This window comes from Actinomadura viridis (assembly GCF_015751755.1).
GTDB lineage: Bacteria > Actinomycetota > Actinomycetes > Streptosporangiales > Streptosporangiaceae > Spirillospora > Spirillospora viridis.
In genome coordinates this window covers 8,299,163-8,321,506 of sequence record NZ_JADOUA010000001.1, presented here as the reverse complement: position 1 = coordinate 8,321,506, position 22,344 = coordinate 8,299,163, and the positions used below count along the sequence as shown (strand labels likewise).

16 protein-coding genes are annotated in these 22,344 nt (G+C 74.3%); 8 read left to right on the top strand and 8 right to left on the bottom strand.

Annotated features, from left to right (window positions below; translation table 11 throughout):
• The first annotated feature begins 94 nt into the window (after nt 1–94).
• Nucleotides 95–949, top strand: a complete 855-nt coding sequence (locus IW256_RS37775) for a class I SAM-dependent methyltransferase (RefSeq protein WP_307829326.1) — start codon at nt 95–97, stop codon at nt 947–949.
• A 153-nt stretch (nt 950–1,102) separates the two neighbouring features.
• Here IW256_RS37775 and IW256_RS37770 read toward each other — a convergent pair whose 3' ends face one another.
• Both IW256_RS37770 and IW256_RS37765 read right to left on the bottom strand, forming a co-directional pair.
• Nucleotides 1,103–3,370 (bottom strand): ATP-binding SpoIIE family protein phosphatase, encoded by a 2,268-nt coding sequence (locus tag IW256_RS37770; protein WP_197015507.1) that lies wholly within the window; start codon nt 3,368–3,370, stop codon nt 1,103–1,105.
• Nucleotides 3,371–3,679: 309 nt separating this feature from the next.
• Nucleotides 3,680–4,381, bottom strand: a complete 702-nt coding sequence (locus tag IW256_RS37765; protein WP_197015506.1) for an iron-dependent transcriptional repressor DtxR — start codon at nt 4,379–4,381, stop codon at nt 3,680–3,682.
• A gap of 99 nt (nt 4,382–4,480) precedes the next feature.
• On the opposite strand from IW256_RS37765, the gene IW256_RS37760 reads away from it, so the two are divergent.
• The gene (locus IW256_RS37760) at nt 4,481–5,224 is read left to right on the top strand and encodes a UdgX family uracil-DNA binding protein (protein WP_197015505.1); all 744 of its coding nucleotides are present in this window, start codon (nt 4,481–4,483) and stop codon (nt 5,222–5,224) included.
• A gap of 35 nt (nt 5,225–5,259) precedes the next feature.
• Here the strand turns inward: IW256_RS37760 and IW256_RS37755 are convergent, their stop codons facing one another.
• Both IW256_RS37755 and pdxH read right to left on the bottom strand, forming a co-directional pair.
• On the bottom strand, nt 5,260–6,654 hold the full coding sequence (locus IW256_RS37755) for an MFS transporter (RefSeq protein ID WP_307829325.1): 1,395 nt from the start codon (nt 6,652–6,654) through the stop codon (nt 5,260–5,262).
• Nucleotides 6,651–7,403, bottom strand: a complete 753-nt coding sequence (pdxH, locus tag IW256_RS37750; protein ID WP_197015504.1) for a pyridoxamine 5'-phosphate oxidase — start codon at nt 7,401–7,403, stop codon at nt 6,651–6,653. The genes IW256_RS37755 and pdxH overlap by 4 nt, the downstream gene beginning before the upstream one ends.
• Nucleotides 7,404–7,494: 91 nt before the next feature.
• Here pdxH and IW256_RS37745 point away from each other — a divergent pair, with 91 nt between their 5' ends.
• Nucleotides 7,495–8,607 (top strand): citrate synthase 2, encoded by a 1,113-nt coding sequence (locus IW256_RS37745; RefSeq protein ID WP_197015503.1) that lies wholly within the window; start codon nt 7,495–7,497, stop codon nt 8,605–8,607.
• 185 nt (nt 8,608–8,792) lie between these two features.
• On the opposite strand, the gene IW256_RS37740 is transcribed toward IW256_RS37745, so the two are convergent.
• Nucleotides 8,793–11,666: a type 1 periplasmic-binding domain-containing protein gene (locus IW256_RS37740; RefSeq protein WP_197015502.1), complete on the bottom strand. Its 2,874-nt coding sequence runs from the start codon at nt 11,664–11,666 to the stop codon at nt 8,793–8,795.
• Nucleotides 11,667–11,794: 128 nt separating this feature from the next.
• Nucleotides 11,795–14,644, bottom strand: a complete 2,850-nt coding sequence (locus tag IW256_RS37735) for an ABC transporter substrate-binding protein (protein ID WP_197015501.1) — start codon at nt 14,642–14,644, stop codon at nt 11,795–11,797.
• A 137-nt stretch (nt 14,645–14,781) separates the two neighbouring features.
• Here IW256_RS37735 and IW256_RS37730 point away from each other — a divergent pair, with 137 nt between their 5' ends.
• The 5 genes from IW256_RS37730 to IW256_RS37710 all read left to right on the top strand — a co-directional run bounded on the left by IW256_RS37730 (nt 14,782) and on the right by IW256_RS37710 (nt 20,350).
• Nucleotides 14,782–15,186, top strand: a complete 405-nt coding sequence (locus IW256_RS37730) for a hypothetical protein (RefSeq protein WP_197015500.1) — start codon at nt 14,782–14,784, stop codon at nt 15,184–15,186.
• Between the two features lie 78 nt (nt 15,187–15,264).
• Nucleotides 15,265–16,401 carry a phosphoserine transaminase gene (gene serC / locus IW256_RS37725; RefSeq protein WP_197015499.1) on the top strand — a complete coding sequence of 379 codons (1,137 nt, stop codon included), beginning with the start codon at nt 15,265–15,267 and terminating at the stop codon, nt 16,399–16,401.
• A 78-nt stretch (nt 16,402–16,479) separates the two neighbouring features.
• Nucleotides 16,480–16,707, top strand: a complete 228-nt coding sequence (locus IW256_RS37720; RefSeq protein ID WP_197016858.1) for a hypothetical protein — start codon at nt 16,480–16,482, stop codon at nt 16,705–16,707.
• Between the two features lie 115 nt (nt 16,708–16,822).
• On the top strand, nt 16,823–17,983 hold the full coding sequence (locus IW256_RS37715) for an esterase-like activity of phytase family protein (RefSeq protein ID WP_197015498.1): 1,161 nt from the start codon (nt 16,823–16,825) through the stop codon (nt 17,981–17,983).
• A gap of 117 nt (nt 17,984–18,100) precedes the next feature.
• Entirely contained in the window at nt 18,101–20,350 is a 2,250-nt protein-coding gene (locus IW256_RS37710) for a hypothetical protein (protein WP_197015497.1), read from the top strand.
• Between the two features lie 57 nt (nt 20,351–20,407).
• Here IW256_RS37710 and thpR read toward each other — a convergent pair whose 3' ends face one another.
• Both thpR and IW256_RS37700 read right to left on the bottom strand, forming a co-directional pair.
• Nucleotides 20,408–20,986, bottom strand: coding sequence for an RNA 2',3'-cyclic phosphodiesterase (gene thpR, locus IW256_RS37705; RefSeq protein WP_197015496.1), 579 nt, complete (start codon nt 20,984–20,986; stop codon nt 20,408–20,410).
• A gap of 105 nt (nt 20,987–21,091) precedes the next feature.
• Nucleotides 21,092–22,339, bottom strand: a complete 1,248-nt coding sequence (locus IW256_RS37700; protein WP_197015495.1) for an MFS transporter — start codon at nt 22,337–22,339, stop codon at nt 21,092–21,094.
• Between the last annotated feature and the right edge of the window lie 5 nt (nt 22,340–22,344).

The following is a 22,344-nucleotide window of genomic DNA, read 5'->3' as shown; positions in this document are numbered from 1 at the left end:
TTCGACCCTGACTCGACGTTCCCGGAGCGCGACACCCGGCGGCGCGAGCGTCCCCCGCATCCCGAAGCCGGCCGGGAGTCGAGGGAGAGCAGACGTGCCGCATCCGGCCACGATGACGCAAGGGCCGGGCGCCCCGTTCGCCCCGCATCTACGGCGCCTCCTGGAGTTCACCGAACCCGACCGCGACGACGTGTGCCTGGACGTCGCGCGCGGCCAGGGGCCCATGCCCGCGGCGCTCTGGCCCCAGGTCCGGCACGTCACCGCGGTCGACGCCCTGCCGCCCCCGGCCCCCGGCCGGCGCGGCGGCCGGATGTCCACCGTCACCTTCGGCACCGGCCTCGGCACCGGGCCGGTCCGGATCCTGGGCGGCCCGGACGACCGCGGCCGTCCCGGCACCGGCCGGGGCGGCGCGCCACCGCGGCACGACATCACGACCGGCCACCGCGGCACGCCCGACCCGGTACGGGTCCGCGCGGACGCGACCGCGCTGCCCTACCGCGACGGGAGCTTCACCCTCGTCACCGCCCGCTTCTCCCTCTTCGCCCTGGGCGCCCCGGACCGCGTGCTGCGCGAGCTGCTGCGGGTCTGCCGCCCCGGCGGCCGGCTGATCATCGCCGACCTGGTGCGCGGCAACCTGGCCCAGCCGGACCGGGACCGGATCGAGCGGCTGCGCGACCCGGACCATCCCGGCACCCCCTCCATCGCCGCCGTCACCGACCTGATCACCACGGCCGGGGCGAGCATCCGCCGGCTCGACGTGTTCACGGTGGAGCGCCCGCTGGAGCCGTGGCTGGCCGGGGCCCGCGATCCGGACGCCGCCGACCGCATCCGCACCGCGCTCCTGGACGAGGTCGACGGCGGCCCCCGTACCGGCGCCAAGCCCCGCGTCATCGGCGGGGAGCTGTGGTTCACGCAGTCATGGGCGCACGTGGCGGCCGAGCCCATTTAGGCTCTGTTTCACAGTCCCGGCGCCTCGCCGCCATGAGGCGACCCGGTGGGGCGACGCGCCGCCGTCAACGTGAACCGCCGTGGTGGCGGTGGGCTGGGAGCGTTCCAGCGCTCGCTGCGGGCCCGGCTCAGGGACCGGGCGAACGGGCGCCGCTCACGGCGTGAGCGGCAGCTCGAACCACACGGCCTTGCCGTCGGCCGTGGGCCGGGCGCCCCAGCGGCTGGCCAGCTGGTCGACCAGGTAGAGGCCGCGGCCGCCCTCGTCGGTCTCACCGGCGCTGCGGATCCGGGGCAGCCGCATGTCGGAGTCGAAGACCTCGACCCAGACCGCGCCCGCGCCGTGCCGGAGCCGGAGCCGGAACTCCTTGGTCGGCGGTTCCCGGCGCCCCAGGTCGGCGCCCAGGTTCCAGTCGTCCTCGTCGAACGCGACGGCCCCGAACTCGTCGGTGTCGTTGAACTGCACCAGCGGCGGCCCGTCCAGCACCAGCTCGCGGCGCGGCGACGCCGGGGTGGCGGTGGCGTGCAGCACCACGTTGGTGACGACCTCGGAGACCAGCAGGCAGGCCAGCTCGGCCTGCTCGTCGAGCATGCCCCAGGCGGCGAACGCGTCGGCGGCCATCCGGCGGGCCTCCGACACCATGATCGGCTCGGCCGGGAAGGTGCGCTCCTCGACCGCCAGCTCCTCCGGGGCGGTCCGGATCACCACGATCGCGACGTCGTCGTTGATGTCACCCGGCACGGCCTCGTACGCGGCACGGGCGATGGCCTCCACGTCGCCGCCGGCGGCCTCGCCGACCGCCGCCCGCACCAGCTCGCGGGACTCCTCGCGGGAGTAGTAGTCGCCGTTGTCCCGGGGGCGCCGGTCGATCAGGCCGTCGGTGTAGAGCACCAGCGTGGCGCCGGGCTTGAGCTCCGCGGTCTCCTCGGTGAAGAAGATCTCAGCGCCCACGCCGGGCGCGCGGACCCCGAGCATCGCGCCCTCGCTCTCGAAGGGCAGCTCGCTCACCTCGCCGTCGACGATCAGCAGCGGCGGGTCGTGCCCGGCGTTGGCGAACTCCAGGACCCGCGACCAGGCGTCGTAGACGAAGTAGGTGCACGAGACCAGCGGCGGCCGGACCAGGTCGTCGCTGTTCCACCCGGAGCGCATCCGCTCGGGGCGGGTCATCGTGCGGACCCACTCGTCCAGTTCGCGCAGGATCTCGGCGGGGGGCTTGTCGTCCTGGGCGAACGCGCGCAGCGCGGCGCGCAGCTGGCCCATCACGGCGGCGGCGCGGGCCCCGCGGCCCTCCACGTCGCCGATCACCAGCCCTACCCGGCCCGCCGAGAGCGGGATCACGTCGTACCAGTCGCCGCCCACCTGGGTCTGGATGCCGTGCCCGTGCGACTCCAGCGGCCGGGCCGGCTCGTACCGCCAGGCGATCTGGAGGCCGTCCAGCCGGGGCGGGCGCTCGCCGGGCAGCAGGTGCTTCTGGAACGCCAGCGCGGTCTCCCGCTCCTCCTCGAAGAGGAGGGCGTTGTCGACGGCCAGCGCCACCCGGCTGGCGATCGCGCCCAGCAGGTCGCGGTCGAACCCGTCGTAGTGCGGGTCGGGACGCTTGCTGAGGTTGGACAGCGCCATGCTCATCACGCCCAGCAGCTCGCCGCGCACCAGCAGCGGCGCCGAGATGACCGAGGTGATGCCCATCTCGTCGCCCAGCCGCTTGCTGGACTCGTTGGGCGCGGAGAACCGGTGCTGGACCATGTCCTCCACCAGGACCGCGTCGCGGCGGTTCATCGCCTTGGCGCTGAAGTGGCCGGGCGGGTAGGAGATCGGCTCGCCGACCTCGGCCCAGGTGCCGGGCGGCGGCTCCCAGCCCGCGGCGTGCCGGGACACCCGGCGGTAGAGCCGGTCACCGCTGAACAGGTCGATGAAGCAGTGGTCGGCGAACTGCGGCACCAGGGTGTCGGCGACCCGCCGCAGCGTGGTCTCCAGCTCCAGCGAACCGCCCAGCCGCTCGCCGATCCGCTCCAGCAGCCCGTAGCGCTCCTGCTCGCGCTGGTTGCTGCGGAGCGCCTCGCGGGCGAAGATCACGATGCCGTCGACCGCGCCGGACGGATGGCGCAGCGGCACGGCGTGGGCGCGGGTGTAGACGGTGGTGCCGTCGGCGCGCATGTTGCAGAAGGTGCCCTCCCACACGTTCCCCTTGAGAACGTGCCGGGCCAGCTCGGTGGCCTGCTCGTGGTCCTCCTCGGCGATGCCCAGCGACAGCACCGAGTGGCCGATGAAGTCGTCGCCGCCGAACCCGAACAGCTGGCGCGCGAACGCGTTGCCGTAGATGACGTTGCTGAAGCGGTCGCAGACGATGACCGCCATCTCCATCTGGTTGAGCACGGTCTCCGGCGGCAGGTGCGCGTCGAACGGCGGATCGCCCCAACGCTTCATACGCCCACCCTGATCACCGAAGCCACTGCCGTCCGGCTCCCGCCGCCACTACCGATCTCGCTGCCGATCCCGTTGCCCTTGCCGATGTGCCCGCCTCCGGCCCTGTCGCCGCCGGAGGCACCCTGACGCGCGGCGCCCCGCGCCGCCGCCCGGTGTCGCGTCACCGGGCGTCGAACCGCGAACGCCGCGCGTGCCTCCTCCGTATTGAACGACGAAGTCGCCGCCGGGATACGCCACCCGCGCGGAACGGTCCGGAGATCTCCGGGGGAGGCCGGTCCGGCACGCCGGGCGCCGGCCCTCCGGACGGGCTCATCGCCTGCTGACGAACACGTGCTCGGCGATGCCCCGGGGGAGCTCGGTCGCCGGACTGCCGCCCTCGTCGTCACACGTCACCCGCACACCGTCGTCGCCTTCCCGGAGGGTCACCTCCCGCCCGGGTTGTATCCCGATCTGCTTGAGTCTAAGCATCAGGTCACTGTCGCTCTGCACCTGCTCGCTGATCCGGCGGATGACGGCGGGCGCGCCGCCCGCGGTGGCCACGTCCGTCATCACCATCACCGGGGCGGTCTGCGACTCCTCGGCGTACCCGCCCAGCTCGTCCAGGCCCGGGATCGGGTTGCCGTGCGGGCAGGTGGTGGGGTTGTCGAGCAGGGCCACCAGCCGCCGCTCGACGTCCTCCGACATCACGTGCTCCCAGCGGCACGCCTCGATGTGGACGTCCTCCCAGGGGAGGCCGATGACGTTCACGAGGAGGCATTCGGCGAGGCGGTGCTTGCGCATCACGCGGGTCGCGAGCCCGCGGCCGCTCTCGGTGAGCTCGAGGTGCCGGTCCCCCTCGACCCGCAACAGCCCGTCGCGCTCCATCCGTGCCACCGTCTGGCTCACCGTCGGGCCGCTCTGCGAGAGACGTTCCGCGATGCGCGCGCGAAGGGGGATGATCCCCTCTTCTTCGAGCTCGAAAACCGTCCGGAGGTACATCTCCGTGGTATCGATCAGGCCGTGTGAGGTCACAGCTCCCTCCAGTCTTGTGCCCCCGAGTCTACTTCGCTCCAGCTCATCAGGGAGGCCGCCTGCGCATATCCCTGACAGGTGGGTATGGACAAACACACCATGTCATCGGTTTCTTCCCACGACGCCACCCCGTACCTGCCGGCCGGCCCGGGCGCGCGGGCCGATCTGGACGCCCTGCGCCGGGCCTCGGCGGACTGCCGGGGATGCCCGCTGCACGAGAACGCCACCCAGACCGTCTTCGGCGCGGGCGCCCCGGGCGCGCGGGCCGTCCTCGTGGGCGAGCAGCCCGGCGACCAGGAGGACCGGCGCGGCGAGCCGTTCGTGGGCCCGGCCGGGCGCGTGCTGGACCAGGCCCTGGAGGAGGCCGGCATCGAGCGCGCGGACGTCTACGTCACCAACGCGGTGAAGCACTTCAAGTTCAAGCGGTTCCAGGGCGGCAAGCGCCGGATCCACGAGACGCCGAACGGGCGGGAGATGCGGGCCTGCCGCCCCTGGCTGCTGGCCGAGCTGCGGGCGCTGGAGCCCGACGTGGTGGTGGCGCTGGGCGCGACGGCCGGCAAGGCCCTGCTGGGCTCCTCGTTCCGGGTGACCAGGCAGCGCGGGGAACTGCTGCCGCTGCCCGATCTGGACCTCATCGGCACGCCCGCCGCGGCGAGGGCGGTCGCCGAGGCGGCCGGCGGCGCGGGGGGCGAGACCTCGGGGGACGGTGCGGCGGGGGACGGTGCGGCGGTTCGGCTGGTCGCCACCATCCACCCTTCGGCGGTGCTGCGGGCCGATGACCGCGAGGAGATGTACGCCGGGCTGGTCGACGATCTGAGGGTCGCGGCGGCGGCCCTGGGCTGAGGACCTGAGGACGGCGCCGGGAAGGAGCACCGCGGCTACGCCTTCCCGGAGGCGGCCTCCGGGCCCCCGGGCGTCGCGCGCGCGTCGTACCGCAGCAGGGCCGGGACGCACACGCCGACCAGCACGACGAGCACCGCGCACACCAGGCCGCCGCCCACCCACGACACCGTCGCCCCCGCCATGGTGGCGGTCGCGCCCGCGCGCAGGTCGCCCAGGCGGGGCCCGCCCGCCACGACCACGGTGAAGACGCCCTGGAGCCGGCCGCGCATCTCGTCCGGGGCGTAGGTCTGGAGCATGGTCTGCCGGAACACCGCCGACACCAGGTCGGCCGCGCCGCCGACGGCCAGGAGCACGACGGCCAGCCACAGCCGGTCGGCCAGCCCGGCCGCCGCCACCGCCAGCCCCCACACGACGATCGCGCCGATCAGCGCGACCCCCTGCCGGCGGACCCGCCCGATCCAGCCCGACATCAGCCCGCCGGCGAAGGAGCCGATGGCGATCGAGGCGAACAGCCAGCCGACCGCGTCCCCGCCCCCGAAGCGGGTCTCGGCCAGCTCCGGGAACAGCGCCCGCGGCATCGCGATCCCCATCGCGATGATGTCGACGACGAACGACATCAGCAGGACCGGCTGGGTGGCCAGGTAGCGCAGGCCCTCGACCACCGAGCGCAGCCCGGGCGACCCGGTGACCCGGCCCAGCGGCGGGATGGGCGGCAGCCGCAGCGCCGCGTACAGCCCCACCGAGAAGAGGACGGCGTCCAGCGCGTACGCGGCCGGGTAGCTCCACCGGGCCAGCAGGAAGCCCGCGAACAGCGGCCCGGCCAGCATCCCGACCGTGCTGGCGGTGAAGTTGAGCGTGTTGGCCGCCGGGACGAGGGACGGCTCCACCAGCCTGGGGGTGATCGCGTTGCGGGTCGGCGAGGACACCGCGAAACCGGTCGCCTGCACCGCCACCACCGCCATGATCAGCCCGAGGTGGTTCATCCCCAGCACCGCCTGGGCCAGCAGGAGCAGCGTCGCCAGCCAGGTCACGCAGGAGGAGGCGAACAGCAGCTTGCGGCGGTCCACGTGGTCGGCCACCGCGCCGCCCCACAGGCCGAAGACGATCAGCGGGACCAGGTTGACGACGCCCAGGACGCCGACCCAGAACGACGACCGCGTCATGTCGTACACCTGGACCGGCACGGCCACGGCGCTGACCTGCAGCCCCACCCATGACACGCCCTGCCCCAGCCACAGCCGCCGGTACGCGGGGTGGCGGAGCGGGCGCACGTCGATGGCGACCCGCCTGATCCACCCGGTACGGACCCGCTCCGCACCGCCCGCCGGGCCTCCCCCGTCCGGGCCTCCCCCGTCCGGGCCTCCCCCGTCCGGGCCTCCCTCGCCCTGGGAATCCTCCTCCGGAGAGTCCTCCTGTTTCGAACGCTTCACGGAGAGAGTCTCTCGACCTTCCAGACCGGGTCGCGTCCGGGCGTCCCCGGCGGCACGCACCGGTAGCGGAGGCGGTCGTGCAGGCGGTTGGGACGGCCCTGCCAGAACTCGATCGACTCCGGGACCACCCGGAACCCGCCCCAGAAGTCCGGCAGCGGGACGGTGTCGTCCCCCTCGTTCGCGCCGTGCCCGCCGGGCAGCATGGCCGGATCCGGCCAGCGCCGGGCCAGCTCGGCCCAGCGGGCCTCCAGCTCCTCCCGGCCGGCGATCACCGCGGACTGGTGCTCGCTCGCCCAGGCGCCCAGCCGCGACCCCCACGGACGGGTCCGGAAGTACGCGGCCGTCTCCTCCCGGGAGACCGGCAGGACCGCCCCCGCCACGATCACCTGCCGGTGCATCGTGTGCCAGGGGAAGACCAGCGACGCCCGCGGGTTCTCCGCCAGATCCCGCCCCTTGCGCGAGGTCAGGTTGGTGAAGAACCGGAAACCGTCCCGGCCGTACCCCTTGAGGAGCACCGTCCGTACGCTCGGCACGGCCTGCGCGGAGGCGGTGGCGAGCACCATGGCGTTCGGCTCGGGCATCGCCGCGAGACCGGCCGCGTCGGCGAACCACGCGGCGAAGAGATCGAGCGGATCGGCGGGCAGGGCGGACTCCGCCAGCTCCCCGCCCTCGTAGGTTCTCCGGAGCCCTGCCGGGTCCGGTATCGGACTTTCCACGTCGAACGACCCTCTCACCTGCGTTTTGTGCATCTCAAAGGGACCTGGGTACTCATCAGTAGGACGGACAGGGTTCAATGGCACGGCACCGCCTTATCACTATGGGGACGAAAGGCAGGACGACATGTCCGACTTCAAACCCGGTCTCGAGGGGGTCGTAGCCTTCGAGACCGAGATCGCCGAACCGGACAAGGAGGGCGGCGCCCTCCGCTATCGGGGCGTCGACATCGAGGATCTCGTCGGCCGCGTCTCCTTCGGTGACGCCTGGGGCCTGCTCGTCGACGACAGCTTCGACCCCGGCCTGGCCCCGGCCGAGCCGCACGTGCTGCCGGTCACCTCCGGCGACGTGCGGGTGGACGTCCAGAGCGCGCTGCCGATCCTGGCCCCGGCGTACGGCATGCGCCCGCTGCTGGACATCTCCGACGAGGAGGCGCGCGCCGACCTGGCCCGCACCTCGGTCACGGCGCTGTCGTTCGTGGCGCAGTCGGCCCGCGGCGTGTCGCAGCCGATGGTGCCGCAGAGCCGGATCGACGAGGGCAAGACCATCACCGAGCGGTTCATGATCCGCTGGCGCGGTGAGCCTGACCCCAAGCATGTGCAGGCCATCGACGCGTACTGGGTCTCCGCCGCCGAGCACGGTCTCAACGCCTCCACCTTCACCGCCCGCGTCATCGCCTCCACCGGCGCCGACGTGGCGGCCAGCATCTCCGGCGCGATCGGCGCCATGTCCGGCCCGCTGCACGGCGGCGCCCCCGCCCGGGTCCTGCCGATGATCGAGAAGGTCGAGCAGCTCGGCGACGCCCGCAAGGTCGTCACCGGCATCCTCGACGGCGGTGAGCGGCTCATGGGCTTCGGCCACCGCGTGTACCGCGCCGAGGACCCGCGCGCCCGCGTGCTGCGCCGTACCGCCAAGGAACTGAACGCCCCGCGCTTCGAGGCCGCCAAGTCCCTGGAGGACGCCGCGCTGGCCGAGCTGCGCGAGCGCCGTCCCGACCGTCCCATCGAGACCAACGTCGAGTTCTGGGCCGCGGTCATCCTGGACTTCGCCGAGGTCCCGACCGCCATGATGCCCGCCATGTTCACCTGCGGCCGTACCGCGGGCTGGGCCGCGCACATCCTGGAGCAGAAGCGCACCGGCCGTCTCGTCCGTCCCAGCGCCAGGTACGTCGGGCCGGGCAGCCGCTCCATCGAGGAAGTGCCCGGAGCCGCGGAGGCCCTCAAGCGCAACGCCGCCTGAGCCGCCGTCGTCCCCCCTTCCCGGGGCTCCCCGGCCCCCGGAAGCCCCCCGATTCCACGCCCCCGACCACGCACGCTCCCGACACCTACCCCGAGTCAGGCATGACGTGACGCGCGTGAGGCCCCCGGTCCGGCCGGGGGCCTCACCCGTTCCTTCCGTCCCCCTGCCGGGAGGTGAACGGGCCGTCAGCGGGCCGGGGGGCAGTCGGCGGGCACCTGGCCGCCGGCCACCAGCCGCCCGCAGACCTCCCTGACCTCCAGGGCGCCGTCACCGCGCACGGTCGCCAGCAGCACCGGCTTCTGCTCGACCACGTGCCCCGTGGGGCCCCGGACGAACCGGACCACGCCGCTGGCGCCCTTGGGCAGCGCGTCGCGTCCCTGGTCGGTGAGGGCGGCGAAGACCGCGCTCGGGGTGGGCACGGACTTCTGCTCCCCGTACACCTGCTTGGCCACGTTGGTGACCAGCGCCGCCGCGTCGTAGCTGACCGCCGCGCGGGTCTCCGAGGGCCGCCGTTCCGCCGCGTCGCCGCCCCCGCTCATGTCCCGCGCGATCCGGCGGTAGTCGGAGTAGAACGTCTGCGGCTGCCGGCCGGGGCCCACCCAGGCCGGGGTCCACGCCTCCCGGAGGGCGAGCGGGGTGTAGAAGAGCCGGTAGCCCTTGCCGCCGATCTCCTCGGGATGGTCGCTCACGTACTTGGCGATCTCGTCGTCGGCCAGCACCACCGGATCGCTCCGCCCGCAGTTCTGCTCGATCGTGTTGACGAAGGTCGGGAACTCGTCCGAGCGGCCCGCGTAGTAGAAGACGTCCTGCGCGTCCCGGCACGCCGCCATGGTGGCCCGGGCGACGTCGCTGGGATGCCGGTACGGGGACATCCGCACCGTGCCGCCGGGGCGGGCGGCGGTGAACTCGGCCTGGAACCGGTGGGCGAGGTCCCTGCTGTACAGGTCGTCGGGATCGTCGTCGTAGATGACGTCGACCGTCCCGGCCCGCTTCCCCAGCCGCCCGCCGGCCGCCCAGTACGCCGCGTGCCGGGCGAGCCGCCCGTTGGTCGGGGCCAGCCGGAAGAAGTAGGGCGAGTAGGCGCCGCTCTCCAGCCGCGCGATGGCCTCGAAGCTGTTGGCGGTGCCGATCATGGGCAGCGCCGCCTTGGACAGCACCCTGATCGCCGCGCGGGTCTGCTCGCGGCTCTGCTCGAACCCCACCACCGCCACGATCGAGCGGTCCCTCAGCGCCAGGTCGCGGATCTGCCCGGCCACCTGCGCGCCGTACCGGAACCTGGCCCCGGCGTTGGCCACCAGCACGCGCAGCCGCAGGTCCGGGCTGCCGTCGTTGAAGCGCTGCTGCTCGATCGACACGCCCACCAGCTCGCCCTGGGCACCGGCCAGCAGGTCCAGCTGCCGGTTCCGGGTGGACGGATCGGCGGTGACGGGGCCGAGATAGACGATGGTGATGTAGTCCTTGCCGGACCGCAGGACCTCGTCGTTCAGCCGCTCGATCCGGTCGAGCACCGGCTTCATCCTGTTGACGTGGCCGCCGGCGGGGGCGGTCCCGCCGAAGGTGTAGGACCCGTCGGTGATCCCGACGCACTCCCCGGATTCGGTACGGATGATCTGGAACGCGGCGCAGTACCGGCGGGCATTGACCGAGATGACCGAGATGGAGCCGGCCAGGACCGCGAGCATGGCGATCCAGGGCAGCAGCGGATGGGCGACCCGGGGACGGCGCCGGCCCGGCCGCACCGGCGGGGGGTCGCCGCCCGGATCGGCCGCCAGGTCCACCCGCAGCTCCCGCCGCGTCCCCAGCACCCGCACGCGGCGCTGCTCGCCGAGGTACCGGCCCCAGAGCCGGCCGGCCGCGACCGCGTCCTCCGGCTCGCCCGAGGACATCTCCACCCGGATCGTCCGGGCCAGCCGGTCCACCAGGCGCGGGCCCGAGGGGTGGGGCGACCCGACGTCGGCGGGCTCGGCCGGGTCCACTCCCGCCACGACCACCAGCGGGTCGAAGACCCGCTGGTCCGAGGAGCGCTGGGCGTCGGCGCGGACCCGTTCCACGGTCTCGACGAAGGCGACCCCGACATGCCCGGCCGCCAGCCGTTCGAAGATCACCACGGGGTAGCGGACGCGGGCCCAGGCGGCCCGGCGGATGCCGCGCCGGTAGTTGCGCCGCAGATCCTCCAGGAACGCCGCCACCAGCAGCAGGTCCAGCTGCTCGGCGTGGTCGTCGGGCTCGACCGGGCGGGGGTCGAGCACGCCCAGGGCGAAGCTGAGGAAGTCGGGCGAGCCGTCGCTCAGGTACGGCTGGCGGCGGAACCAGCCGTACCGGAGGACGCCGTACCAGCCGCGGGTCCGGGCCAGGACCTGCACGGCGACGAACGCCAGCCCGACCGCGCCCGCCAGCATCGCCGCGGCCAGGTCGACCGCCGCCGCGGTGCCGGCGCTGACCACCGCGACCACCGCCACGCCGATCGGCGCGATCTGCTCCAGGAAGCCGAGGAACGTGCTGATCCGGCCCCTCCGCCCCTCCTCGATGTCGCGCAGCACGTCCCGGCCGCGGCGGCGGATCACCCGGCCCAGCTCGCGGCGGCGGGCGCTCTCGTTGTCGCCGACGGGCGGGTTCGTCAGGTTGTGGACGAGCCGGTGGTTCTCCCGTTCGGCGCGGGAGGCGTTGCGCGGCGGCTGCGGGTCGCCCGCCAGCCGGATCTCGCGCAGGTCGCGCAGCCACAGCGCCATCTCCAGGTGCGGGAACCGCAGGGCCGGTTCCCAGCGCGGGCGGCAGGCCGACTGGGACAGCTCGTGCATCGCCTCGCGCAGGACGCCGGAGATGCCGGCCGCGGAGGTGTCGGCGGCGATGTGCGAGGCGGGGGCGCGCTCGGATTCGCAGCGCTCCTTGAGGAGCTTGGCCGCCCGGCGGGTCCGGGCCGCGGGCCCGAGCAGGAACAGCAGGGGGCGCAGCCGCTCCCTGGCCCTCCGGGTCGGTCGTTCACGGAGCCTTTCGAACAGTTCCAGGACGCCGCGCAGCGCGCCCGCACCCAAACCCTCGTCTCCGCCGGCCGCCGCCATGGGAGAACAGCCCCTTCCTCATCCGGGTCCGTCGAGCTTCTCTGGTCCGTCGAGCCTCTCTGGAGCCTTGGACGTCCGCGCGGCCGGTTTCGTTGAGGGATTCGGCCAGTGGGCCGCCGGGCCCCCGGTCAGGGGCGGGCGGCCTCATCCGCAGGGCACACCCCCGTCGTTCCGCGGCCCTCCCTGACGAGCTCGCCGCAGACGGCCACCATTCGCAGGGAGCCGTCGGGCCGTACCGTCGTCAGCAGCACCGGCTTGCGCGGGATCTGGTGGCCCTGCGAGCGCGGCCCGAAGCGCAGCAGGCCGGTGGCGCCCTGCGGCATCGCGCCCTCGCCCGGCTCGGTCAGCTCCGACAGGATCGCCGCGGCGGTCGGCAGCGTCCGGTCCTGGTCGCCGTAGATCCGCTCGGCGGCGCTGATCACCGTGCGGGCGGCGTCGTAGCCGAGCGCCGCGTGGGTCCGGGACGGCCGGGCCTGCGCGGCGGCGTTCCCGCCCACCAGATCCTCCACCACCTGGTCGAACGAGGGGTAGAAGATCTGGCGCGGCTGGTCTCCGACGAAGTCCGGCACCCACGCCTCCTGGGCGGCCAGCGGGGTGAAGAAGAGCCGGATCGAGTCGGTGGCGCCGATGTCGCGGGCGTTGTCGCTGACGTACTTGGTGACCTCGTCGCCGGCGAGCACGACGCGCCGCCCCTTGCAGTCGGTGTTGGCCAGCCGGTTGATGAACGACCGGAACTCGTCCGAGCGGCCCGCGTAGTAGAACAGGTCGGCCGGGCTCGTACACGCCTCCAGCACCCTTCCGGGCACCTGGCTGGGATCGGAGTACGGCAGCATCCGCACCTTCCCCGGGGCGAACGCGGCGGCGAAGTCGGCGGCGAGGTTGCGGCTGTAGAGGTCGCCCTTGCCGGTGTCGTAGAAGACGTCGGCGCTGCCGGCCCGTACCCCGGTCCGGCCGTTGCGGCCCCAGAAGGCGGCGTGCCGGGCCAGCGTCCGGTTCGGCGGGGCGAGCCGGAAGTAGTACGGGGAGAAGCGGCCCCGCGACTGCGCCGTGCCGTCGTAGGTGTTGGTCGTCCCGATCATCGGGAGGGCCGATTTCGACAGCTCCTCGATGGCGTGGCCGGTCTGCTCGCGGCTCTGCCCGAAGCCGACGACCGCGACGATCGTGCCGTCCTGCGCGGCCCGTTCCCGGATGCGCCCGGCGACCTGGCGGGCGTGCCGGAACCGGGAGCCGGAGTTGGCCAGCAGGATCCGCAGCCGGGGCTGCCCGCTGGCCTCGTTGTGCCGCCGCTGCGCGATCGAGAGGCCGACCAGTTCCCCGTGGATCCCCGCCAGCAGGTCCGCCTCGGGGTTGCGGATGTCGGGATCGACGGTCATCGGGCCCAGGTAGACCAGCGTGACGTACGGCTTACCGGACGCCAGCACCGCGTCGTTGGACCGCTTGATGCGACGTTGGATCCCGGCCAGCCGTTCGTTGAACTCGTACGACCCGTTGCTGATCCCGATGCACTCGCCGTTCTCCGCGTGCCAGACCGTGAACGGCGCGCAGTACCGCACGGCCTGGAAGGAGATGACCGACAGCGAGCCGGCCAGGATGGCGCCCGCGACCAGCCACGGCAGCGCCGGATGGGCCGCCACGGGCCGGCGGCGGCCCTGGTACACCGGCTCGGTGGAGGAGCCGTCGCCGCGCCCGGCGTCCACCCTCAGCTCGCGGCGGGTGCCCAGCACCGCGACCCGCCGCTGCTCGGCCAGGAAGCCCGCCCAGAACGGGTGGCCGTCGTCCTGCTCGCGCACCTCGCCGAGATCGGCCACGGTCTGCTCGGCCAGCGGCGCGCGGATCGCCAGCGCCAGCTCGCGGGCCTCGGTCCGCGACCCGGTGGCGACGGCCATGACCAGCGGGTCGAAGCGTTCCTCGCGCCGCCGCAGCTCCTCCACCCGTTCGACGAACCGGCGGCTCTGGCCGCGGCCGGGGTGGTCCTCGGGCATCTGGTCGATCACGACCGCCGGGTAGCGCACCCGCGCCCAGGGGGCCCGGCCGATGCCGCGCCGGTACGCCTGCCGCAGGTCCTGGAGGAACGCCGCGATCAGCAGCCGTTCCAGCTCGTCGTCGAGCGGCGTCCCGGGGTCGGTCTCCTCCCGGTAGAACACGTCCAGGGCGAAGCCGAGGAAGTCGGACGAGCGGTTGCCGCGCATGTAGGGCTGCTCGGCGGAGGTGAACCAGCGGTAGCGGCGCCGGCCCGCCCAGTCCCGCGTGCGCGCCGCGACCTGGCCGAGGACGAACGAGAGCCCGACCCCGCCCGCCAGCATGGCGGCGGCGATGTCCAGGGTGCTGGCGGCGGTGGCGCTGACCAGGGCCACCAGCGCCACCCCGATCGGGGCGACCTGCTCCAGGTAGGACAGTACGGAGGCCAGCCTGCCCTGCTGGCCGGGCCGTTCGGCGGGCACCACGATCTGCCGGCGGCTGCGGATGCCGCGGCCCAGCAGCGTACGGCGCTCCCGGTCCTCCTCGGCGGCGTCCAGCTCCCCCGCCAGCTGCCAGAGCCGGCGCTGGGCGTTGGAGGCGAACTGCCGGTCCGGCCGTTCGCCGTTCCCCGACTGTTCCTGTTCGAGCCGCATCCGGCGCAGCTCCAGCAGCCACAGCACCATGCTCAGCATCGGGAACCGCAGTCCCGGCTCGAACCTGGGGTGGTGGGAGGACAGCTCGCGGCTCACGTGCCGCAGCAGCAGGGCCAGGTCGGTGAAGGGGGGCGCGCCGGCCTGGACGTCGGAGGTGATGTGGCTGTGCGGCCCGGGGTCGGCCATGCAGCGCTCCACCAGCACATGGGAGACCTGCCGGGTCTCGGCCGGAGAGCCGATGGTCAGCAGCAGCGGCCGCAACCGGTCGCCGGCCCGGGTGCGCGGCCGTTCCCTGACCCGCTCGAAGAGGCTGAGCAGGCCCTCCAGCCGCTCGGCGCTCGGGGGACCGCCATGACCCGTGTTCACGCGGCGCCTCCTGACTCCCGATCGGCCTCGCACCGGCCATCCGGAACCGTCGTTCGTACAGAGTTGGTAAATAGACGTCGGCCGCCATGTAACCGAGTACAGGGCAATCATGGGAAGCCCTTTGTCATCATTGAGACGTGACCGACGACTTCGACGAGCCGCTCGAGGGCGACATCGGGCCCGCGTCAGCCGCCGAGCACACCCGGGGCGGCACGGACCCCCGGACCGGCACGGGCACGGGCACGGCGAACGGGCGCGAGGCGCTGCGCGACGCCGGGGCGGTGAGCGAGGCCGAGGAGCTGCGCCGGTACGAGCGGGAACGCGAGGAGAGGCGGCGCCGCACCAACGCCGTGTCCGGCCGGGTCGCCCTGGCCGCCGTGGCCCTCTTCCTGGCGTTCCTGGCCTACGACTCGGCGGCCACGGCCGTCGAGGCGCGCCGCCGGGACGACCCCTGGATCTACCCGCCCGCCGTCGTCGCCGGGATCTGCCTGGCGGGCCTGGCGGTGCTCGCGGCCTGGACGCTGCGGCGCCGCCGCAGGTGAAACGCCGCGGGGCCGGGCGCCGTCTCGGAATGTGAACCCGTACACGATCTCAGGCGCAGGTCAGATAGCCTTCTTCGAGTGACCGACAGCGCCAATCCAGCCATTGTCATTCCCGACCACCTCAAGCCCGCCGACGGCCGCTTCGGATGCGGTCCGTCCAAGGTGCGGCCCGAGCAGCTCGCCGCGCTCGCCGACTCCGGCTCGGCCTACATGGGGACCTCCCACCGGCAGAAGCCGGTCAAGTCCCTGGTCGGCCGCGTCCGCTCGGGCCTGGCGCAGCTCTTCTCGCTGCCCGAGGGGTACCAGGTCCTGCTCAGCAACGGCGGCACCACGGCCTTCTGGGACGCCGCGGCGTTCGGGCTGGTCCGCGAGAGGTCGCAGCACCTGACGTTCGGTGAGTTCTCCAGCAAGTTCGCCAAGGTCACCAAGGGCGCGCCCTGGCTCGCCGACCCGTCGGTGATCTCCTCCGAGCCGGGCACGCACCCGCTGCCGCGGGCCGAGGAGGGCGTGGACGTCTACGCGCTCACCCACAACGAGACCTCCACCGGCGTGGCCATGCCGATCAGGCGGCCGGCCGGGACGTCCGCCGGCGAGTCCCTGGTCCTGGTGGACGCCACCTCCGGCGCGGGCGGCCTGCCCGTGGACGTCAGCGAGACCGACGTCTACTACTTCGCCCCGCAGAAGTGCTTCGCCGCCGACGGCGGCCTGTGGGTCGCGCTGGCCTCCCCGGCCGCGCTCGCCCGGATCGAGGAGATCTCCTCCTCCGACCGGTACGTCCCCGAGTTCTTCAACCTCACGACCGTGGTGGACAACTCGGCCAAGGACCAGACCTACAACACCCCGGCGGTGGCGACGCTGCTGCTGCTCGCCGAGCAGATCGAGTGGATGAACGGGCAGGGCGGCCTGGCCTGGACGACCGCCCGCACCGCCGACTCGGCGCAGCGCCTCTACACCTGGGCGGAGAAGTCCTCCTTCGCCACCCCGTTCGTGACCGACCCGGCCCAGCGCTCGCAGGTCGTCGGGACGATCGACTTCACCGACGAGGTGGACGCGGCGGCGGTGGCCAAGGTACTGCGGGCCAACGGCATCGTCGACACCGAGCCGTACCGCAAGCTCGGCCGCAACCAGCTGCGCGTCGGGATGTTCCCGGCCATCGACCCGGCCGACGTGGAGGCCCTCACGGCCTGCGTCGACCACATCGTCGAGCGCCTCTGACCCACGTCTCGAGGCCGGTCTCCGAGGCCGGTCTCCGAGGCCGCTCCTCCGAGGCCACACCGCGCGGGCCGGTACGCGGTGGCGGGACGCCCCGCCACCGCGTACCGGCGTGTCGCGGTGCCGTCCTCGGGAGGCCGGCGCGCCGTACGGGCCGGGGCGCGGGCGCGGCGGAACGCCCGCGCCCGGTTCGAGCCGCCCGTACGGCCGAATAAGCTCGGACCCGTGAACCGTGCGCCCCACTGGTTGCTCCCCACCGTCCTGACCGCGCTGATCCTGGCGGTGGTCATCGGCGCCCTGCTCGGCTGAGCCCGGGGCGGCCGGGACGGGGCGGAGCGACCGGCGGGCCTCCGGCGACGGCCGGGACGCGCGAGCGGCTCGGGGCACATGATCGGGCGGGTGCCGAACGGGGGATGATCAAGGGATGTCGTTGCGTCCGCCTCACCGCCGGCAGGCCGTGCTGCGCGCGGGAGCCGCCCTCGCCCTTCCCGCGGGCGGCCTCGCCTGGACGCTGCCGGCGCCCCCGGCCACGGCGTCGACCGCAGCCTCGACCACGGCCTCGGCCGGGACCGCGGCCGCACCCCGCACCCCGTACACAGGCGCGTACACGGGCACGGGCGCAGGCGCGAGGGCCCAGCGGGCGGCGCCCGACGACGAGATCGCCTTCACCGTCTCCGATCCCCGGATCACCGAGTCCAGCGGCCTGGCGGTGAGCCGCCGCCACCGCGGCGTCACCTACACCCACAACGACTCCGGCGGCGTCGCGCAGATCTTCGCGCTGGGCCCCGACGGGCGCACCCGGGCCGTGCTCACCCTCGCCGGGGCGGGCGCCCGCGACTGGGAGGCCATGGCGATGGGCCGGGACGAGCAAGGACGCCCGGCCATCTTCGTCGCCGACATCGGCGACAACCTCGGCGGCGCCTGGCCGTACGTCACCGTCTACCGGGTGACCGAACCCGAGCGGCTGCGCACCCGCACGCTGCGGGCGACGGCGTTCCGCTTCAAGTACGAGGACGGGCCCCGCAACGCCGAGACCATGATGATCAACCCGCGGACCAACCGGCTCTACATCGCCAGCAAGCTGTTCTCGGCGGCGGTGTACGAGGCCCCGGCCCGGCTGAGCACGCGCGGCACGAACCTGCTGCGCAAGGTCGGCGACGCCCCCGCGATCGCCACCGACGGGGCGTTCGCCCCGGACGGAAGCGGCTACGCCATCCGCACCTACTTCGGCGCCCGGCTGTACCGGGTGGACGCGAAGGGCCGGCCCGGCCGCATGCTGACCTCGATCGGCCTTCCCCGCCAGCAGCAGGGCGAGTCGCTCACCTACTCGGCGGACGGGCGGAGCCTGCTGGTCGGCTCGGAGGGGCCCGCGCAGGCGGTGTACCGGGTGCCGCTGCCGAAGGACGCGCTGCCGTCCCCGGGTCCGTCCGGGAGTTCCCGGAACGGGGACGGGGAAGGGAACGGCGGGGGCGCGGGCTCGGCCGAGGAGGGCCGCCGCGACTCGACCGGGCCGAGCCTGGGGCTGATCATCGCGCTCAGCATCGCGGCGGCGGTCGGCTACGGCCTCCTGCGCAGGCGCTCGTGAGCCGCGCGCCCGCCCCCGTCTCCGGGCCCGTTCCCGGGCCCGGGGAAGGAAAGGGTCGCGCTCGAATCGCGGCCGGGACAGATCGGACCCGTCCGGACACGTGTGAGGATGCGGACTGTGGAGCATGAGCTGGTGGGCCTGCGCGGGCCCGGCGGTCGGTGGCGCCCGGTCGCGGCCGGGCCGTTCGCCCTGGTGGCGGTGGCCCTGGCCCTACTGCCGATTCGCCCGGTCTGGCTCTGGGCGGCGCTGATCGCCGTGGTGGCGGCCGTCCCGTGGGCGCTGGGCGCGGCCCCGGAGGCCCGCCGCCGGCGTCCCCGCCCGTACTGGAGGCTGTCGGCCGAGGGCCTGGAACGCGTCGGCCGCGGCGGGCTCAGCCTGACGCGGTACGAGCGGTCCCGGATCGAGGGCCTGGCGATCACCACCGGGGACGGGGTCCTGACCGTCCTCCACAGGTTCGGCCGCACGGCCGTCGGCACCCTGGACTCCATGGGGATGGAGCCGCTGCCGTTCTTCGTGACGGCGCGGCGGCTGGGCGTCCCCGTCCACCTGCTGGACGGGGACGCCGCCGACCTGGCCGAGCAGGCCGGCGAGGAGGCACCCGAACCGTCCGGCCCCGACGGCGCCGCCGCCGACCTGGGTCTGCCCCGCCACCACGCCGCCGAGCAGCGCCTCCTCGACCAGGAGGCGGCCCTGCTGGCCGCCGCCCACGAGCCGCCGCGCCGCGCCCCGTCCCCCGCCCCGGACCTCCCGGCGCAGAGCCCGCCGCCGGGGGCCCTGCCCGGTTCCGTCGCGCCCGCGCCGGCCCCGGCCGCCGCGGCGGCGTCGGCGCCGTCCTCGCCGTCCTCCGACACCAGGACCGCCGCCTCCTCCGGCGCCGCGCCCGTGACGGCGGCCGGCGCGCCCGGCACCGGCCGGGAGCCGGTACGGCTGGCGACACCGGCGCCGCTGCCGAGCCGCCGCAGGATCGCGCTGCTGGGCGGGCTGAGCGGCCTGCTGGGCGCCGTCATGGTCGCCCGGATCGCGATGGAGGGCACCGGCGGGTTCGGGGCCCGGCTCGCGGCCGGATGCTGGGCGCTGGCGGCGATCACCGGCATGCTCGCCGCGCGCCGCCGCATGCTGCGGGCCACCAGGATCCAGTGGACGATCTCCGGGGACGGCATCGAGGTGCGGGGCCGTCCCGGCGTCCGGGAGGCGCTGCGGCTGCCCGCGGGAGAGATCGCCGCGCTGGTCGTCGGCCCGGGCCTGCGGCCCGACCCGCTCACCGGCGAGCCGCGGCGGGCGGACCCGGCGGTGCTGGCCTTCGACCACCGGCTGCGCCTGATCGCCCGGCTGCCCGCGCACGGGCTGGACGCCTTCCAGCTCACCCACGCCCTCGACGACCACGGCCATCGCGTGGTCACCCCGGGCCGGCGACCGCCGCGCACCCCCGAGTACGGCCTGGACGGGCTGCCGGAGATCTTCGCTCAGGTTCCGGGCGGGCGCCTGGTGGTGACCGACGGCGGGCTCGGCTGGGCCGACGCCGCGGGCGACGTGGTGCTGCGGATGCCCGAGGACCGGCTCGGCGGGATCGAGCTGCTGACCATCGCCGGGCACGCCTGGGTCCGGCTGTACGACGCCGACGGCGAGGAGTTCTTCGCGGCCCCGCTGTCGGCGCTGCGGATCGCCCGGACCGACCTGCGCGAGTCGGCCCGGCGCGCCGGGCTGCCGGTGAACGACGCCGAGTACGACGCCTACCTCAGCGCGGCGTTCCACTCGGCCGTGGCCACGCTGTCGGCACCCCAGCAGGGCCCCGCGCCCGCGGTGCCGGACCCGTCCGGACGGGCCGGGCGGGCGGCGCCGGGGACCGGAGACGGCGAGGAGAGCGGGGAGCGGCCGAGCCCGGTCAGCGCCCCGGGCGCCCTCCTGGACGCCACCCGCCGGTCCCGGCTCGGGACGTACCTGGTCAGCGTGCTGCTGTGCGAGATGGTGGCGCTGCTCGGCGCGGTGTGGCTCGGGCCGGACCTCGGCGGGTTCCTGGTCACGGCGAGCTGGTCGCTGCCCGCGGGGGTGGTGATCGGGCTCGGCGGCTACTGGCTCTACGACCGCGACCGGGCGCAGCTGCGCGTCTCCTCGGCCGGGCTGGCGGTGGTCACCCGGCGGGGGCGGGTGGAATGGGACCTGGTCCGCGAGCGGGTGGGCGGCGTCGGCATCGACGAGTCGGCCGACCGCATGCCCCGGCTGGTGGTGTGGAGTCCCGCCGGGCGGGTCCTGCGCCAGGTGGGCTTCCCGCCCGACCTGGAGGAGCTGCGCCGTGCCTGCGAGCGGTACGGGCTCCCCTGGGGCCCTCCGGACGCCGACCGTCCCGCTCCCCCGCCCCCGGAGCTGTGACCCCGGAGCCGTCACCTCAGAGCCGTCGCCCCGGCCGTGCCCCCGAAGGGCGGCGGCTCAGCCCTTGGGCTCGCGCAGCGGCCAGGTGCTGATCACCTCGTGCTCGACCGTGGTGCGTCCCTTGGCGGGCAGGCGGCTCTCCATCAGCCGCACCGAGTCGGCGGTCCAGGGGGTGCCCGCGAACGCCGACATCGGCTCCAGCAGCGGGCGGACGTCCACCGGGACCCGGCAGCGCGCCAGGGTCAGGTGCGGGCGGAACGCGCGGCTCTTGCCGGGCGGCACCCCGAGCCGGCGTCCGGCGGCCGACGTCGAGGCCGCCAGCCTGGCCAGCTCGCGGCGATCACCGTACAGGCCGGACCACAGGACCCTGGCGTGCGCGCCGTTGCCCGGGAAGGCCCCGGCCCCCGCCAGGGAGAGGGTGAGCCGCCGGTGCCGGGCGACCGCGCGCTGGAGGCGGGGCAGCAGGCGCTCGAACGTCCGCTCGTCGACCTCGCCGAGGAAGGTCAGCGTCACGTGCAGCTGCTCGCGGCCGACCCAGCGGAGCCCCTCGGGCGGGCCGGACCGGTACGGGGCGAGGAAGTCCTCGAGTTCGTCGAGGACGTACGGTGGCGGCACCAGCGCCACGAACAGCCTCATGGGATTGTCCGGGATGCCACGCGACCAGCTTTCCAGCCGGAACGGCGGTTTGTCACGCGCGGAGATCGCACCGTCGACACCCGGTAACCCGAACGTTCCCCCTGCTCAGCGGTCCGAGGCCGCGGCGGGACGGCGCAGCGCGCCGGCGAGCGCCGGCCGCACCGCGCCGCGGGGCGCGGCGAGCACCGCCACCACCAGTGCCGAGGCGAGCGCGACCAGGCCGCCGAGGACGATGCTCATGCGCGGGCCGAAGTGCTCGGCCATCCAGCCGACCAGCGGGGCGCCGAACGGGTTGGTGCCCAGGAACACGAACATGTACAGGCCCATCACCCGCCCGCGCATCTCCGGCGCGACGTTCAGCTGCATGGTGGCGTTGGCGGCCGTGGTGAAGGTCATCAGCACGATCCCGGTGGGCACCAGCAGCGCCAGGAAGGACCAGTAGACCGGCATCAGACCGGTGAGCACCTCCAGGACGCCGAACAGCGCCGCCGCCCCGACCAGCACCCGCAGCCGCGGCCGGGCCACCCGGCGCGCGGCCATCAGCGCGCCGATGAGCGCGCCCAGCGCGAGCATGCTGGAGGCCAGGCCGAACGAGGACGCTCCCCGGTCGAACACCTCGCGGGCGACCAGCGCGGTGGTCATCTGGAAGTTCATCCCGAACGTGGCGACGAACCCGACCAGGACGAGCACCAGCATCAGGTCGCGCCGCCCGCGCACGTACCGCAGGCCCTCGCGCAGCTGGCCCTTGGCCCGCTTGACCGGCTCGGAGCCGTGCAGCTCGCTCGCCCGCATCGCGTACAGGCCGAACAGGACCGCGCCGAAGGACACCGCGTTCAGCAGGAAGACCGGCCCGGTGCCGAGCACCGCGATCAGCACGCCCGCCACGGCCGGGCCCACCAGCCGGGCACCGTTGAAGGTGGCGCTGTTGAGGGCGATCGCGTTGGGCAGGTCGCGGGTGCCGACCATCTCGATCACGAACGACTGGCGGGTCGGGTTGTCCACGACCGTCGCCAGCCCGAGACCGAAGGCCAGCAGGTACACGTGCCACACCTGCGCCGTCCCGGTGATCGCCAGGACGCCCAGGACCAGCGCCAGCAGCCCCATCGCGGCCTGCGTGATCATCAGTACCCGGCGCTTGGGGTAGCGATCGGCGATCACTCCGCCCCACAGCCCGAACAGCAGCAGCGGCAGGAACTGGAGCCCGGTGGTGATGCCGAGCGCGACGCCGCTGCCGTGCGCGAGGTCCAGGACGAGCCAGTCCTGCGCGACCCGCTGCATCCAGGTCCCGGTGTTGGAGACGACCTGGCCCGAGGCGAACAGCCGGTAGTTGCGGACCCGCAGCGACCGGAACATCCCTC

Excerpts from the sequence above, each read along its gene's own strand:
- IW256_RS37745 (WP_197015503.1), top strand. The coding sequence starts at position 7,495 with ATGTCCGACTTCAAACCCGGTCTCGAGGGGGTCGTAGCCTTCGAGACC.
- IW256_RS37700 (WP_197015495.1), bottom strand. The coding sequence starts at position 22,339 with ATGTTCCGGTCGCTGCGGGTCCGCAACTACCGGCTGTTCGCCTCGGGC.
- thpR (WP_197015496.1), bottom strand. The coding sequence starts at position 20,986 with ATGAGGCTGTTCGTGGCGCTGGTGCCGCCACCGTACGTCCTCGACGAA.
- IW256_RS37740 (WP_197015502.1), bottom strand. The coding sequence starts at position 11,666 with ATGGCGGCGGCCGGCGGAGACGAGGGTTTGGGTGCGGGCGCGCTGCGC.
- IW256_RS37715 (WP_197015498.1), top strand. The coding sequence starts at position 16,823 with ATGTCGTTGCGTCCGCCTCACCGCCGGCAGGCCGTGCTGCGCGCGGGA.
- pdxH (WP_197015504.1), bottom strand. The coding sequence starts at position 7,403 with ATGCACAAAACGCAGGTGAGAGGGTCGTTCGACGTGGAAAGTCCGATA.
- IW256_RS37770 (WP_197015507.1), bottom strand. The coding sequence starts at position 3,370 with ATGAAGCGTTGGGGCGATCCGCCGTTCGACGCGCACCTGCCGCCGGAG.
- IW256_RS37760 (WP_197015505.1), top strand. The coding sequence starts at position 4,481 with ATGTCATCGGTTTCTTCCCACGACGCCACCCCGTACCTGCCGGCCGGC.